This window comes from Mesorhizobium sp. WSM4844 (assembly GCF_055811775.1).
This window is the reverse complement of record NZ_JBVVQB010000001.1, coordinates 96,586-110,350: the sequence shown is the minus strand read 5'-3', so window position 1 is coordinate 110,350 and position 13,765 is coordinate 96,586. Positions and strand designations below refer to the sequence as shown.

The following is a 13,765-nucleotide window of genomic DNA, read 5'->3' as shown; positions in this document are numbered from 1 at the left end:
GCGATGCTGATCGGAATCCCGGTGCTGCTCGGTCCACAGCTGCTGGCGACGCTGCGTGCCATGGGTCATGGCGACGAGATCGCCCTTGTCGACGGAAACTACCCGGCGAAGGAGCAGGCACACCGGCTCATCCGCGCCGACGGTCATCATCTTGCTCCGATGCTCGACGCCATCCTCAGCGTATTGCCTGTCGATGACGCGGTGCCGGAGGCGCTGTTTCGCGCCTCGGTCAAAGGTGATCCCCAGCTTGCCGATCCCGTTCATCACGAGATGGAGGCGATCTGCGCCGAGCGTGCTCCGGGCCGCAAGGTGGTTGCGCTTGGCGGCGCCGACTTCTATCAACGGGTCAGGTCCGCACACGCGATCGTCGCGACAAGCGAGCCGCGGCTCTACGCCAACATCATCATCCGCAAGGGTGTGATCTATCCGCCGGAGACCAGAAAATCATGATCCTCTGTTGCGGCGAAGCCCTGATCGACATGCTGCCACGCACCACGACTGAGGGCGAGCCGGCCTTTGCCCCTTATGTCGGCGGCGCGGTGTTCAACACGGCAATAGCGCTCGGCCGGCTGGGAGCGCCCGCCGGTTTCTTTTCCGGCCTGTCGACGGATCTGTTCGGCAGCCAGTTCAAGGACGCGCTGAGGGCAAGCCAAGTCAGTTCCACCTATGCGCACACATCGCCCCGGCCGACCACGCTCGCCTTCGTGCGGCTGGACAACGGCCAGGCGACCTACACGTTCTACGATGAAAACACAGCCGGACGGATGCTGACCATCGACGATCTGCCGAAACTCGGCAGCGAGATCGAAGCCATGCTGTTCGGCGCCATCAGCCTGATCTCGGAGCCGGCCGGATCCGCCTACGAGGAATTCATGCGGCGCGAGCACAGCCGCCGCGTCATCATGCTCGACCCCAACATCCGGCCGAATTTCATAGCGGACAAGGCCAAGCATCTCAGGCGCATCCGCTCGATGATGGCCATGGCCGACATCGTGAAACTGTCGGACGAGGACCTCAACTGGTTCGGCGAAGCCGGCTCGCACGAGGACGTCGTCCGCAACTGGCTGGAGCGCGGCCCGACGCTGATCGTCGTCACCCATGGCAGCGAAGGCGCCATCGGCTACACCAGGGATCACAAGGTCACGGTCGTGCCGGACAAGGTCGAGGTGGTCGATACGGTCGGCGCCGGCGACACGTTCAACGCCGGCATCCTGGCCTCGCTGCACGAGCAAGGCCTGCTGTCGAAGGAGGCGGTCGCCAATCTGTCGGACGACGCCATCCACAAGGCGCTGGCGCTCGGCGCCAAGGCTGCGGCGGTAACCGTGTCGCGGGCCGGCGCCAATCCGCCCTGGCGGCATGAAATCGCCTGATTGGACGGCGATGCGCTGAGGATGCGCAAATATCGATCACTTTATGTTTCGCCCAGCCGAGCGCGTGCGACACGAAGGCCATATCGTGCGTAACAAAGCCCCGGATTTCCGGCGTCTGATGCGGACCTGTCGGACTGAGAGGTAACAGGCTGCGACATTTGAGCAATTCGTGGTTTGGTCCGTGCAGCTTTCTCGGCCGCGCCAAGTCTGATACCAGCGGCCGGTTATCTGGCTAGTCCCCGTTTTGAGGCCGACATGCAGTTCATCGATCTAGGCGCGCAGCGCGAACGAATCCGCGACAGGCTGAAAGCCGCCATCGACCGCGTCGTCGACGAGGGTCGCTACATTCTCGGACCTGAGGTCACCGAATTCGAAAACAAGCTCGCCGCCTATGTCGGCACCAAGCATGTCGTAGCCTGCGCCAACGGGACCGACGCGCTGCTGCTGCCGCTGTTTGCGGCCGGCATCGGTCCAGGTGACGCGGTGTTCGTGCCGAGCTTCACCTTCGCCGCCACGGCGGAAGTGGTGGCGCTGGCCAAGGCCGAGCCGGTTTTCGTCGATGTCGATCCGCAGACCTACAATATCGACATCGCCAGCCTCGAAGCCGCCATCGCCATGATCAAGGCGGAAGGCCGGCTGAAGCCAAGGGCGATCATTCCCGTCGACCTGTTCGGGCTCGCCGCCGATTACGAGGCGATCATGGCCATCGCCAACCGCGAAGGGCTGATGGTGATCGAAGATGCCGCCCAAGCGATCGGCGGCTCGAGCGACGGCAAGATGCTGGGTTCGTTCGGCGCGGTCGGCTCGACCAGCTTCTACCCGGCAAAACCGCTCGGCTGCTATGGCGACGGCGGCGCGATGTTCACCAATGACGATGCGCTGGCCGAGCAACTTCGCTCGTTCGCCTTCCACGGCAAAGGCGAAACCCAATATGACAACGTCCGCGTCGGCATCAATTCGCGGCTCGACACTCTGCAGGCGGCGATCCTGATCGAGAAGCTGGCCATTCTTGAAGACGAAATGGTTGCCCGGCAAGCGGTCGCCAAACGGTATGCCGAAGGCCTCGGCGACATCGTCAAGGCAGCGCGCAACCTGGACGGCGGCCGTTCGGCCTGGGCGCAATATGCCATCGAGACGCCGAAGCGCGACGGGCTGAAGGCGCATCTCGGGGAAAAAAATATCCCGTCGGTGATCTATTATGTGAAGCCGCTGCACAGCCAGATCGCCTACCGCGACTATCCGCGCACGCCGACAGGTCTTGCCGTTTCTGAGGAACTGCCGAAGCGTATCCTGTGCCTGCCCATGCATCCCTATCTGAGCGAGGCCGACCAGGACCGGATCATCGAGACGATCCGCAATTATATCGGCTCGAATTCGGCGCAAATCGCCGCCGCGTAGAGCCACGCGCGAGCACCGGTATACGCTCCAGCAATACGCCGATTTGGTATCGCGTAGAGAGCGTCGAAGCGGGAAAAGAAGACAATGACGGCCACCTGGTTTGCGCGAGTTCGGCCACCAGATCCCTTCCGAGATATCAGATCTTGACACCCACAGTCGTGACATCGGTAAGCGCAAATCCCGCATCTATGGTCAGGATCGGCGCTTGGTAGGATTTCGCAGTCGCGTAATGGAAGCAGTCGGCAAGATTGAGCGCACTATTCCGTTCAGCGTCCGGATAGCGGTGCCGTCCATAGCGATCGAAGGCTTGCAGCGCGGCGGTCAACTCGCGGCTCGAAATCGCCAGCACCTGGACCCCAGCCGCTTCAAGGAACTCCTGCACTCGTGCTTCAGCTTCTGCCATGGGAATGCGCTTTTTGCGAAACAGCCCAACTGTCGCCTCCCATGCAGCCACGACCGATGTGATCGGCCGCGGAGAGCGTGCGGCATCCAGCGCGGCCGCAAGGTTCTCGGCCTCAGGCTCTTCCGTCATAATGGCGATGATTGCAGACGCATCGACGAACATCAGTAGTCGCCGCTGAGGTCATCGAAAAACGCCCTGTCCGCCGCAAGGCCGGTGTCTGGATAGGCCGCGATCTTCGCGCGCAAAGGCTTCAGTCGCTCCCACAGAGGGATCGCCTCTTCGGCGCGGCGCAATTCGTTCTCCAGGGCCAGCTTCACGGCAGCCGTCTTGTTCAAGCGCGTGCGCGCTGCCAGCTTTTCGGCAAGCGCGTTTACCTCTTCACTGCGAATGTTGAGGGGCATAGCGAATTCTCCTGTGTGTAGACGTGAATATAATAACGCCAACACGTGATGGCAACCGTCCATCAGGAGAGCATAAGGTTTGTGGGAGGGGTTCCGTCAGCAATTTCGAGGACGCGCCACGCAAGGCGTCAGGTTGGCCTGGCCACCTTGCCGCTGGCGATGAAATGCGGATTGGCAAAATCCTCGTCATCGCTCTGGTTGCGCTTGCCGTAGGCGAGCGGCTCACCGTCGAGGCCGCGCGTCATGCCGCCGGCAGCGCGCAGCACCGCGTCGCCGGCCGCGGTGTCCCATTCCATGGTGCGGCCGAAGCGCGGATAGACGTCGGCCTCGGCGCTGGCGACAAGACAGAATTTCAGCGACGAGCCGACCGAGACGATCTCGGCAGCGCCCACCGTGCGGATATAGGCTTCGGTCTCGGGCGTATTGTGGGACCGGCTGGCGACGACGGTCAGTGGCTCCACGACCGTTCTGGCCGAAATCGGCCGACGGCCGATGATCTGGTAATCGCCATTGACATCGATTGCTTCCGCCCTGCCCGGCCGGCCGGAAAAGAAGCGTCCGGTGCATGGCGCAAAGACCACACCGATCTCCGGCACGCCGTGGCGAACGAGCGCGATGTTGACGGTGAAGTCGGTCCTGCGGTTGACGAATTCCTTGGTGCCGTCCAGTGGGTCCACCAGGAAGAAGGCGTCGTCGAGGTCCGGCGGCACGATGCCGGCCGATGCCTCTTCCTCAGCCACGCAAGGGATATCGGGGAAGGCGGCGCGCAGCCCGGCGAGAATGATCTTTTCGCTCTCGCGATCGGCTTCGGTCACCGGCGAGGCGTCTGATTTCTGGTCGACCGCGCAGCCGGCATCAAAAACACGCATCACCTCTCGCCCCGCCCCCAGGGCAAGGCGCTCGAACACCCCGAGCATCGATTCGTCGTCAGATGCCGCCGCCGCTATCGTATTGGTTTTCGGCAATGTCGCGCTCGTTCAGCCAGAGTTCCAGGGCCTCGACCATCTCCTCGGCCGACTTGCCGAGTGTCTTGAGATGGATTTCGGGATTTTCCGGGGCTTCATACGGTGAATCGACGCCGGTGAAATTCTTGATTTCGCCGTTCAACGCCCGCGCATAGAGGCCCTTCGGATCGCGTCTGGCGCATTCCTCAAAGGGTGTGTCGACAAACACCTCGACGAATTCACCGCTGGCCATCAATTCCCTGGCCATGCGCCTTTCGGCGCTGAATGGCGAAATGAAGGAAACAATGACGATCAGCCCGGCATCGGCCATCAGGCGCGCCACTTCGGCCACCCGGCGAATGTTTTCGACGCGGTCGGCGTCGGTGAAGCCAAGATCGCGATTGAGCCCGTGGCGGACATTGTCGCCATCCAGGATGTAGGTGTGGCGGCCGGTCGCGAACAGCTTCTTCTCGAAAAGGTTGGCGATGGTCGACTTGCCCGACCCAGAGAGCCCGGTGAACCAGAACACGGCGGGCCGCTGGTTCTTCAGATCGGCGCGGCCGTGCTTGCCGACATCGAGCGATTGCCAGTGGATGTTCTCGGCGCGGCGCAGCGAATGCAGGATCATGCCTGCGCCGACCGTGGCGTTGGTGATGCGGTCGATCAGGATGAAGGCGCCGGTCGTGCGGTTCTCGGCGAAAATATCGAAGGCGATCGGCGCCCGCGTCGAGATGTTGCAATTGCCGACCTCGTTCATTTCGAGCGACTTGGCCGCCTCATGGGCAAAATCGTTGACGTTGACGCGGTATTTCAGGTCGGTGACGGTAGCGCTGGTCTGGTCGGTCTCGGTCCGCAGGATATAGGAGCGGCCCGGCAGCAGCGCGTGCTCGTCGAACCAGACGATGTTGGCGGCGAACTGGTCGGCGACCTGCGGCCGCGCCGCAGGTGACACCAGCATGTTGCCGCGCGAGACCTCGACCTCGTCGTCGAGAACAAGGGTGATGGCCTGGCCCGCCACCGCCTGGCTCAGATCGCCGCCATGCGAGACGATGCGCCTGACATGAGCGGACTTGCCGGATTTGGCGACAACGACCTCGTCGCCTGGAGAGACGGAGCCGGACGCAATCGTGCCGGCAAAACCACGAAAATCGAGATTGGGGCGATTCACATACTGCACCGGAAAACGGAACGGCAGTTCGACAACGGCTTCATCGACTGACACGGCTTCCAGATGTTCGATCAGCGTCGGGCCGGAAAACCATTCTGTTTTATCGGAACGGCCCGTAACGTTGTCGCCATAGCGGGCCGACATCGGAATGGACACGATCGACTGGAAACCGAGTTCACGTGAGAACTGGGCGTAGTCTGCGACAATCCGTTCGAACACCGCCTTGTCGAAGCCGACGAGATCGATCTTGTTGACGGCGAGCACTATGTGCCGGATGCCGAGCAGCGAGGCGATGATAGAGTGGCGCCTTGTCTGGCGTAGCACGCCTTGCCGGGCGTCGATCAGAACGATGGCCAGATCGGCGGTCGACGCGCCCGTCGCCATGTTGCGCGTGTATTGTTCGTGGCCAGGCGTATCGGCAACGATGAATTTCCGTTTTGGCGTGGCGAAAAAGCGATAGGCGACATCAATGGTGATGCCCTGCTCGCGCTCGGCCTCGAGGCCATCGACCAGCAGCGCGAAATCGACGTCGTCGCCCGTCGTCCCGTGCTTGCGCGAATCACGCTCAAGCGCAGCAAGCTGGTCCTCGAAAATCTGCTTGGTGTCCGACAGAAGGCGCCCGATCAACGTCGACTTGCCGTCGTCGACGGAACCGCAGGTCAGGAAGCGCAGCAGCGATTTTTGTTCCTGCACCGCCAGATAGTCGCGAATGCCGTCGGTGGGGGCAAGGCTCTCGGCCGTGATGTGGCGCATGCTCAGAAATACCCCTCGCGCTTCTTCTTTTCCATCGAGCCGGCTTCATCACGGTCGATCAGGCGGCCCTGCCGTTCCGAGGTGCGCGCCGTGAGCATTTCGCCGACAATGGCCTCCAGCGTGTCGGCGGCCGATTCGATCGCGCCGGTCAGCGGATAGCAGCCGAGCGTGCGGAACCGCACCAGCCGGTTCTCCACCGTCTCGCCGGGACGCAACTGCATGCGGTCGTCATCTCTCAGAATGAGCATGCCGTCACGTTCGACGACCGGCCGCTCCTTGGCGAAATACAGCGGCACGATCGGGATGTCTTCCTGGAGAATGTACTGCCAGATGTCGAGTTCGGTCCAGTTCGACAACGGAAAGACCCGGATCGATTCACCGGTCGCGATGCGGGAGTTGAATATGTTCCACATCTCCGGCCGCTGGTTCTTCGGATCCCAGACGTGCTGGGCATTGCGGAAAGAGAAGATCCGCTCCTTGGCGCGCGATTTCTCCTCGTCGCGCCGCGCCCCGCCGAAGGCTGCATCGAAGCCGTATTTGTCGAGCGCCTGCCGCAGCGCAACCGTCTTCATCACATGCGTATGCGTGTTGGAGCCGTGGTCGAAGGGATTGATGTTGTCGCGCACACCATCGCCGTTGACATGGACCAGGAGATCGAAACCGAGCTTTTGCGCCATCTGATCGCGAAAGGCGATCATCTCGCGGAATTTCCAGGTGGTGTCGACGTGAAGAAAGGGAAAGGGCGGCTTGGCGGGATAAAACGCCTTCATCGCAAGGTGCATCAGCACCGAGGAATCCTTGCCGACCGAATAGAGCATCACCGGCTTGGCGAACGCGGCCGCAACTTCGCGAAAAATATGGATGGATTCGGCTTCAAGCCGCTGAAGGTGCGTAAGCGCGATGTTCATGGACTTTAAGCGTTCTCTCGTGCCGTCCAGAGACCTCGCATCGCTGCATCAGGCGCAATTTTCAGCCGCCCGGTTCAAGCTTCACTTCTGGACAATCTTATTTTCGTGCAGGCGTTCTAGCAGATCGCCATGGTTTATAACAATGCGAGAGAGGCCTGCCCTGGAGTGGTTCGGGAATGAATTTTCCACCCAGCGGCCAGAACTCGGAAATTCCTGCTCAGCGGGCGATGGCGTTGCGAACGTCAGGAAAACATTGCTAGGGTCAAGAAAGACGCCCGGCGACCGCTTACAACGTTGTTGCTATAGATCTCGCACCCGATGACGACAAGCCTCACGCGGCACCCTTGCGCGCTTCGCCCAGCCGCTGGCCGGCGTAGCGCTCGCGGCGGATCGGACCCCACCACCACTCGTTCTGAAGATACCAGTCGACGGTCCTGGCGAGGCCGCTGTCGAAGGTCTCGTGCGGCGTCCAGCCGAGATCGCGCTCAATCTTCGAAGCGTCGATTGCGTAGCGCCGGTCATGGCCTGCGCGGTCCGCAATGAAGGTGACGAGATCGCGATAGCGCCGGCCGGCGGAACGCGGCCGCCTGTTGTCGAGGATGTCGCAAATCGCTTCGACCACCGCCCGATTGGTGCGTTCCGAGCCTCCCCCGATATTGTAGCTCTCGCCGACTGCGCCCTGGGTCGCGACCATAGCCAACGCGCGGGCATGATCCTCGACGAAAAGCCAGTCGCGTATGTTTGCGCCGGCGCCGTAGACCGGTAACGGTTTTTCTTCCAACGCGTTCAATATGACGAGCGGGATCAGCTTTTCGGGGAAATGGTACGGACCGTAGTTGTTCGAGCAGTTCGACAGGATGACTGGCAGGCCGTAGGTGACATGCCATGCTCGCACCAGATGGTCGGATGCGGCCTTCGACGCGGAATAAGGAGAAGATGGTGCATAGGGCGTCTGTTCGGTGAAAATGCCGCTGTCGAAGGGCAGATCGCCGAACACCTCGTCGGTCGAAACATGGTGGAAACGAAACCTGAGTTTTTTCTCGTCGGGAAGTCTGCACCAATATTCCAGCGCCGAATTGAGCATTCGGTAGGTGCCGACGATATTGGTTTCGATGAACGCGGCGGGCCCGTCGATCGACCGGTCGACATGGCTTTCAGCTGCAAGATGAATAACGATGTCGATGCTGTCGCGATGCAGCACTTCCAGAATCGTCCTGTTGTCACAGATGTCGGCGTGCTCGAATCTGTAGTTGTGGGCCTTCTCGATTGGCCGCAACGAGGCAAGGTTTCCCGCATAGGTGAGCTTGTCGATATTGGTCACCCGGTAGGCCGGATTGCTGCACAAATGCCGGCACACCGCTGAGCCGATAAACCCGGCCCCTCCGGTCACCAGAAAATTCATCCCGCCCTCCTCACGCAAAAGTGTCGTGCGAATACCTCGGTGGCGGTGAGCGTCGGCGTGTGCAACGCATTTCGACACCAGGGATTGATTGCTTTTTGCCGAAGAGTTCAGTGCCACCCGAATGAAGGTGCGGCAAGTGTCGGTCGCGGGTCGCCAGTCTGATATGACGAAGTTCCGATGGGAACGAACAGCTTGTCACCGTTGTGGTCGATCTCGATCAATTCACTCTTCTGGCGGGTTGCAAATCCTTTGTGGAAGATAATGGCGTTCATAAAGGCAAACGTCATTGCAAGCGCTTCGGTCCGCAGCGGATAATCAACCAGTGAGTGAATGAGAAGAAAGGACACCGAGAGGAACGCCGCCTTCTGGAGCGGATCACGGCGAATTCTAGAAAGCGCAACAAAAAGCAATATGAAATATAATATCATTAACAGAATGGCAGGAGCGCCACCCTCGAAGGCTATTTCCAGATAGTCATTATGAGCATGATTTACATACTTGCTAAAAATCATCTCTTCTCTTTCGTATATCTGATAAGCCTTTTGAAAGTTTCCAAATCCGACACCCGTTGCCAAATTGTCTTGGATCCCTTCAACAGTGGTACGCGCAAATTCTCTCCGCCCGAAAGCTGGATCAATCGCATCGGCGTCGATCTTCGTCCATGCGCCTATCGTGTAGACTGAAAGCACTACGAAAATCGCCAGAATGCTCAATCCACTCACCTTCGAACGTGCTGCAAGAAAGACAATCGACAGTACAGTAATCGCCAATCCAATCAGAACACCGGCACGCGAACCGGCTGCCAAAAGGAGCAGTAAAAGCGTGACCAGCCCGAGCGATCCGGATAAAAGATGTCCGCGGAACAAACCGTAATAAACGACGAAGGGAATAGAAACAAAAAGCAAAGCCGCAAAATGATTCTGGTTGGCGAAAAGCCCGGCAGTGATCGTAAAAGGCAACAATCCCTCTATGACGATGTCGTCTGAGAGCGAATATTGAATCGCTCCCGCCAAGCCGTTGCAGATGACACCCATAAAAAAGAACGGCAGAAGGCCTTGCACCTGCTCGGTGCGCAATCGCAATACGCTCAAAAAAAACGCTGCTGAGGCCGCCAGATACAATAGACATTCGACCGTCCGTCCAACTCCGACACTGACGAAGCGAAAACCGCTTTCTCCCGCCAGCCATGGATCTCCGAGCAACAGCTCCGGTCGCAACCCGTTGAATATAGCAGCAGGCAGCGGGACGATTTGTAAAATCACCAATGCCACAGCGAAGATAAGCAGCCACAGAACAGAATGGGGGATTCTCTGGCCTGAGGTCTGTGAAAAGACGGCCGCCGCCGAAATGACTGCCGCGACCTCAATCAGCGTGTCAGTATAGAGGCCGCTTGCAGTCCCTCCGCCGATCAGCAGCGATAAAAACAGAACCGATCCAAGGAAATATTTATCCCATTCCGAGGGTCGATCGCTCAAGATGAAAGTCTCTCGATGCTCAATTTGTGCATTACCAACGTGCCGACATAGCGAAAGCGCCAGCTCTGAGCAATGGCAGCCGTCTGCAGCCGCAACAGTTGCATGGGACATGCAGCCGGTCCTACCGAAAACTCCCGGCTGAGACTCTGACGATTGTAGGTACCCTCCGAAATGTTGAACCGCGCTATTTCGCCTGCTGGATCCACACACATGATCGACCAGAATAATTCCTTTGGAAGCTTCAGGTTTCTCGCAGAGGCAATCAGAGAAATCTTGTACGAACCGGGAGGGAGTTCAATAAGCTGCTGAAGAGCAATGTTCTTAACCGGCGTATTCAGGAAGCGGACCGTTGCGCCCCCGTCGCCTTCGACCGCATCTTGCGATGTTGAAAAGGTAACTTCCAAACCTGACTGATCGCGGAGTTCCCAATCGAAAGGCTTGCCGCTGAAGCTTGGCTCAAAGGTGCTGTTGAAAATGTACCCGCCCAATTTCCGTTCTTCATCAGACAAACTGAAAAGAAACAGCCGATAGGCTGGTTCATATTCCTTCTGGCCAATATAGCCGTTGATGATGGTGGACAATTCTCGCGATTTTGGTGGCGCTCCTGAGCCTGTCAAATCGAGCAGCAGCCGGTTTGCAGAATCGAGCCCTTCGGGAGTTCTGCCAAGAGTGGCGAACAGACTGGTTCTCCAGGGCGCCTCCGCTTTGATGGCTGCCAGAACAGCCTGGTATCCATCGGGGCTCGAGAGGATTGTCGGCAGACCCTCGGCGACAGCCGGAAATTGTTCCGGCCATCGCCGTAACAATATATCGATCTCGCCGACAGCCTTTGACAGATCGCCTGTCTCGATCGAGTGGCCAATGGACCTCTGGAGCGCATGGATTTCTGTCTTGGATAGTTTTCGGGCTTGATCGAAAAACTCATTGGCCTGGTCTTTTTCACCCTTTCGGTACTTGATCTCGCCGATCAGGCTGTAGAGCCGTGCGTCCGCAAGGTCAAAACGAAGCGCGCTTTCGGCCTTGGCAAGCAATGCGTCGAGATCGGGAGCATTGCTTGTATCGTTCAGGTCGTGAGTGATCTCGCCTATCAACGCATTGACGTTCAACGGATCCAGCGCGAGGGAAACGGTTGGTGTTTCGTTTTCAAGAAACCGACTTAGCCCGATCGACGAAGCCGCCAACACTAGAACGGATGCGGCGAACCAAACGCCTGAACGCCGTAGATTTCGCATAAGCGGGCTGGTCTGCTCCGTCATCGACTTTGCCCTCAAGTTTCGGGGTGCCGTAGTCGTAATACTGGTAATTCATATATTTGTAGGCGTAGTTGTAATCGAACTTGTTCACTGCAAACTTCGACATCGCGGCTCCGACCACGTTCGCGCCGGCAGCTCGCAGGCGCTTTAACGCCGTCTTCGCTGACTTGCGTGTCACCTGATTGGTAGAGATGACCATCAACGTGCCCTCGGCAAGCCGGCTGAGAATGGGGGCATCCGAGAGGCCAACGATCGGCGGAGCATCGACTATGACAAGATCAAAGCGCTTGCCAAGATTGGTAAGGATTAGTGCCATCTTCGGCGAAGAGAGCAAGTCCGCAGGGTTGGGCGGGATCGTTCCAGAGGTCAGGACGGTCACATTAGGATATTTCGTCGCCCTGAAAATATTGGCCAAATCCTCCTTGCGGACGGTGTTTGTCAGGAGATTGCTCAGTCCGATTGTGTTGTCGAGACCAAACAGCCGATGAAGATTGGGCTTTCGAAGATCGCCGTCAACAATGAGAACTCTGGCACCGAGCGCGGCAAAATCCTGTCCGAGCTTGAACGAGGTGGTCGACTTGCCCTCGGAGGGTTCCGAACTCGTGACCAGCAGCGATCGCGGCGCGCCTTCGGCGCCGGAGAACTGCAATGACGTTCGAAGCGAACGGTAGGCTTCGGACAGTCCTGATTTCTGATCGGCGATGCTGGCTATGAGTTCCCGGTCATCGACAAGCGGCAAGATGCCGAGCATCGCCAATCCCAATTCCTTTTCGATCTGTTCAGGATTGGTAAAGTTATTGTTCAACAACTCGATGATGTAAATAATTGATGCACTCAGAGCTAAGAAAAAGGCCAGAGCGACAACAAGATTAACGCTCAGACGCGGAGAATAAGGGATGTTCGGTTGCGCCGCGAAATCGACGATTGCCGCGCTTTGTGTCTTGAGCTCCGAACTCACACCGACCTCATTTAGCTTGGCAATCAGGCTATCATACTGCGATCGGTTTGAATCGACCTCCCGCTTCAGGATCGTGTATTTGATATTCTTGTCGTTGAATACGACCTGCTGCCTTTCCATTTCCTCAAGTTTCGACTTAAGGTCCGCTTCCTTGTTCTGAGCTTCCTGATACTTCAGCCGCAATGAATCTGTTATTGCCAAGACGCCATTGTCATAAAGCCGCCGCAACTCCTTGATCTGCGACTGAAGCTGCTGCATTTCTGGAAAACCAGGCTTCAGTATGCCTAACTTTTGCTGATACTGGCTGGTCAAATCCGCCAATTTCTCGTTGAGCTTCTGTAGGCCTTCGCTTTCCAGGACTGGACCGAGGCTCGACCCACGACCTTTGTCGATTTGGTCTACGGCCCGTCCAGCATCGAGACGATCCTGGATTGCTGTCGCAAGCGCAGTGTTCAGCGCCTCGATGTTCGATCCTATCAGCGATTTGTCATCGCCGGTTGTCGTAATGCCTGCATCCTTGGCATAAGCGACGAGTTCCTCCTCAGACCGCTGAAGCTTTTGCTTTACCTGCAAAACCTGTTCCTGGATAAATTGCCGTGCCAGGTCGGAGGTTTCGCCGGTCTGATCGAGTCGCTGATCGATAAAGCTTTGCGCGACCTGATTGGCTATATCACTTGCATATTTCGGCTTCTGGTCGGCAAACGAAATCGAAAGCAGGCTCGTGTTGGTGACCAGATTGACCGTGAGGTTACTGAGAACCCGACTGATCGCAATTGCTTCGCGTTGCTCTGGGGTCTTTTCTTCTATGGAAGGCGATTTGGAAATTCCGAACGCACGATAGAAAATGTTGCTAATGGAGAAGTCCGGCGTCGGGAACAAGAAGTCTGGCTTTTCGCTAAGCCCCAATTGGAACACGACACGCTGCGCCAATGCGCGGCTTTTAAGCTTTTCTCGGGCGGTCAGAAACGCTCGGACATCGCTGTCTTCCGAAACCACCTCAATGTCCTGGAAGACCTTGGCTGAAGGAACCAACACTTCCAACTGCGTTGTTGCCTGATATTTTGGCGTCTGCATCATGGTAACGATGGCGCCGGCAACCAGCCCGGCTGCCGCCATCATGACAATCAGCCACCGATATTGGACAACGTAAAAGAGCAGCTTGAGCGGATTAAAGCGGTCGTCCGGCTCCGAGTAATCGCGGCCATATGAGCTATAGTTTTGCGCACCGTCATAATACAGGTCGGGGGACAAGGCTTGGCCATGTCCTGGGCCTGCAATTTGATGCTGCCTGTTACGATCGAGCATGGCGCGAGGTAATCCTAGGATTGTCTG

12 protein-coding genes are annotated in these 13,765 nt (G+C 58.1%); 3 read left to right on the top strand and 9 right to left on the bottom strand.

Annotated elements, in window-relative coordinates; translation table 11 throughout:
- The first annotated feature begins 3 nt into the window (after positions 1-3).
- The 3 genes from AC0L2A_RS00540 (at position 4) to AC0L2A_RS00530 (ending at position 2,768) form a co-directional block, all read left to right on the top strand.
- Positions 4-450 (top strand): RbsD/FucU family protein, encoded by a 447-nt coding sequence (locus AC0L2A_RS00540; protein ID WP_473607120.1) that lies wholly within the window; start codon positions 4-6, stop codon positions 448-450.
- On the top strand, positions 447-1,370 hold the full coding sequence (locus AC0L2A_RS00535) for a carbohydrate kinase family protein (protein ID WP_473607119.1): 924 nt from the start codon (positions 447-449) through the stop codon (positions 1,368-1,370). Before AC0L2A_RS00540 ends, AC0L2A_RS00535 begins: the two co-directional genes overlap by 4 nt.
- Positions 1,371-1,625: 255 nt before the next feature.
- Positions 1,626-2,768 (top strand): DegT/DnrJ/EryC1/StrS family aminotransferase, encoded by a 1,143-nt coding sequence (locus tag AC0L2A_RS00530; protein ID WP_287049910.1) that lies wholly within the window; start codon positions 1,626-1,628, stop codon positions 2,766-2,768.
- Positions 2,769-2,904: 136 nt separating this feature from the next.
- Here AC0L2A_RS00530 and AC0L2A_RS00525 read toward each other — a convergent pair whose 3' ends face one another.
- The 9 genes from AC0L2A_RS00525 to AC0L2A_RS00485 all read right to left on the bottom strand — a co-directional run bounded on the left by AC0L2A_RS00525 (position 2,905) and on the right by AC0L2A_RS00485 (position 13,738).
- A complete protein-coding gene (locus AC0L2A_RS00525; RefSeq protein ID WP_473607118.1) occupies positions 2,905-3,333 on the bottom strand; it encodes a type II toxin-antitoxin system VapC family toxin in 429 nt (142 codons plus the stop codon).
- Positions 3,333-3,572, bottom strand: a complete 240-nt coding sequence (locus AC0L2A_RS00520) for a type II toxin-antitoxin system VapB family antitoxin (RefSeq protein WP_091589846.1) — start codon at positions 3,570-3,572, stop codon at positions 3,333-3,335. The genes AC0L2A_RS00525 and AC0L2A_RS00520 overlap by 1 nt, the downstream gene beginning before the upstream one ends.
- A 128-nt stretch (positions 3,573-3,700) precedes the next feature.
- Complete coding sequence (gene cysQ / locus AC0L2A_RS00515; protein WP_473607307.1) at positions 3,701-4,489, bottom strand: 3'(2'),5'-bisphosphate nucleotidase CysQ; 789 nt, start codon at positions 4,487-4,489, stop codon at positions 3,701-3,703.
- A gap of 10 nt (positions 4,490-4,499) precedes the next feature.
- Complete coding sequence (gene cysN / locus AC0L2A_RS00510) at positions 4,500-6,437, bottom strand: sulfate adenylyltransferase subunit CysN (protein ID WP_473607117.1); 1,938 nt, start codon at positions 6,435-6,437, stop codon at positions 4,500-4,502.
- Positions 6,438-6,439: 2 nt separating this feature from the next.
- Entirely contained in the window at positions 6,440-7,345 is a 906-nt protein-coding gene (cysD, locus tag AC0L2A_RS00505) for a sulfate adenylyltransferase subunit CysD (RefSeq protein WP_473607116.1), read from the bottom strand.
- 331 nt (positions 7,346-7,676) lie between these two features.
- On the bottom strand, positions 7,677-8,747 hold the full coding sequence (gene rfbB, locus AC0L2A_RS00500; protein WP_473607115.1) for a dTDP-glucose 4,6-dehydratase: 1,071 nt from the start codon (positions 8,745-8,747) through the stop codon (positions 7,677-7,679).
- A 107-nt stretch (positions 8,748-8,854) separates the two neighbouring features.
- Positions 8,855-10,333, bottom strand: coding sequence for an O-antigen ligase family protein (locus tag AC0L2A_RS00495; protein WP_473607114.1), 1,479 nt, complete (start codon positions 10,331-10,333; stop codon positions 8,855-8,857).
- Complete coding sequence (locus tag AC0L2A_RS00490) at positions 10,219-11,478, bottom strand: tetratricopeptide repeat protein (RefSeq protein WP_473607113.1); 1,260 nt, start codon at positions 11,476-11,478, stop codon at positions 10,219-10,221. Before AC0L2A_RS00490 ends, AC0L2A_RS00495 begins: the two co-directional genes overlap by 115 nt.
- Complete coding sequence (locus AC0L2A_RS00485; RefSeq protein ID WP_473607112.1) at positions 11,366-13,738, bottom strand: GumC family protein; 2,373 nt, start codon at positions 13,736-13,738, stop codon at positions 11,366-11,368. Before AC0L2A_RS00485 ends, AC0L2A_RS00490 begins: the two co-directional genes overlap by 113 nt.
- Positions 13,739-13,765 lie beyond the last annotated feature (27 nt).